Source organism: Wohlfahrtiimonas larvae, assembly GCF_002006755.1.
Taxonomy (GTDB): domain Bacteria; phylum Pseudomonadota; class Gammaproteobacteria; order Cardiobacteriales; family Wohlfahrtiimonadaceae; genus Wohlfahrtiimonas; species Wohlfahrtiimonas larvae.
This window is the reverse complement of the sequence record NZ_MVDO01000184.1, coordinates 1-1483: the sequence shown is the minus strand read 5'-3', so window position 1 is coordinate 1483 and position 1483 is coordinate 1. Positions and strand designations below refer to the sequence as shown.

The 1483-nt window shown below is 31.3% G+C and carries 3 protein-coding genes; 1 reads left to right on the top strand and 2 read right to left on the bottom strand.

Translation table 11 applies throughout. From position 1 onward, the window contains the following. The first annotated feature begins 79 nt into the window (after positions 1 to 79). Positions 80 to 553: a low molecular weight protein-tyrosine-phosphatase gene (locus BZK14_RS10155; protein ID WP_077926387.1), complete on the top strand. Its 474-nt coding sequence runs from the start codon at positions 80 to 82 to the stop codon at positions 551 to 553. A 32-nt stretch (positions 554 to 585) separates the two neighbouring features. On the opposite strand, the gene BZK14_RS10150 is transcribed toward BZK14_RS10155, so the two are convergent. Beyond that, positions 586 to 1134, bottom strand: a complete 549-nt coding sequence (locus tag BZK14_RS10150) for a hypothetical protein (RefSeq protein ID WP_077926386.1) — start codon at positions 1132 to 1134, stop codon at positions 586 to 588. A 13-nt stretch (positions 1135 to 1147) separates the two neighbouring features. Then, positions 1148 to 1354 (bottom strand): hypothetical protein, encoded by a 207-nt coding sequence (locus tag BZK14_RS10145; protein WP_077926385.1) that lies wholly within the window; start codon positions 1352 to 1354, stop codon positions 1148 to 1150. Positions 1355 to 1483 lie beyond the last annotated feature (129 nt).

Sequence of the window (1483 nt, the reverse complement as noted above, 5' to 3'; positions counted from 1 at the left end):
CATAGCCACTTCTTTTAATGATAATATATCTCTATTGTAAGCTAAATTATGCATCAAATGGTTATTAATAGGATGAATTATGGTTAAAGTTTTATTCGTGTGCTTAGGTAATATTTGTCGTTCTCCAATGGCTGAAGCGTTATTCAGAGAAAAAGTCAAAGCCAAAGGATTGGAAGATAAGATTTATATTGCATCTGCTGCAACGGGTGATTGGAATTTGGGTAAACCACCGCATCAAGGCACACAAGAAATTTTAAATGAAAAAGGAATTTCCACAAAAGGCATGGTTGCTACACGAATCTGTGGTGATGATTTTGAAACTTATGATTATATTTTAGGTATGGATAATAATAATATTCGTGATCTAAAATCTCTTCCACCCACTGATCAATATGATTCTAAAATTCATTTATTCTTAGAACCTTTAAATAATCCTGAGCATTCTGAAGTCCCTGACCCTTATTATACAGGCAATTTTGAATTAACTTATGATTTAGTGAACCAAGGCTGTGATTATTGGTTAGATTTCATCATTCAACAGCATCATTTATAAACATTAAAAGCGATCATTGAGATCGCTTTTTATTAGATCGAATATTTCTGTATATAATCTATCACAACTCCCCAGCCTGCTTGATTTGAAGCATTATACATCCAGTATTTATCTGCCTCATCATCTAATAAAACTAATAGTTCTTGGTACTTCTCAGATAAAGTTTTTCTAATTTCAGGATCAATCAACTTTAGTGTTTCATTCTTGATTGTAAAACGAGGATTAATTAAAAAATTTTGGTGATCATAAAAATTCTTCTGCACTTCTGCATCACAAGGATTGATTGGAAATAATGATAATAATTGATACCAATGATCTGCCATTACATCAAATTTAAATGTTCGCAATGCATGTTCAATGAAAGGTAAAAATTCAGAATTTTCTAATACTCCGCCCCAACCATCACCTTTCCAATTACCAATAACATTCATCATAATAAATGCATCTAACGCTTTATGATCAACCTGACTGACGATTTCACTCATATCTCCTAAAGACCAAATTTGATCTGCAAGATCTAGTAAATCATCTTCATTAGTAATTATTTTAGTTCCAACGAGTTGTTTCAATGAAATTAGCATTTGTAATAAACCTTCAGTTTATCTTCATAATCAAAATAAAACATAACATGATAAATAAAGTAGAACCTATTAGAAGATTAGTTTTTGAATCTTTCCATAAGCTCTCAAAAGTAGCCTTTCTACCGATACCCAATAAGACAATCCATCTAATTGATGCTCCAATAGCAGGTAATATATATTCAAATATTATTTGTACTATGCCTTCTCCAACACCACCCATTATTGATCCTGATTTTTATATTCATATTGTTGTAGTATAAAGTATTTATTAATATTTTAAATAGCACACAACAAAAAGCCCACTCATTGAGTGGGCTATTCGCTTATTAGACCCTGGAGATGACCTACT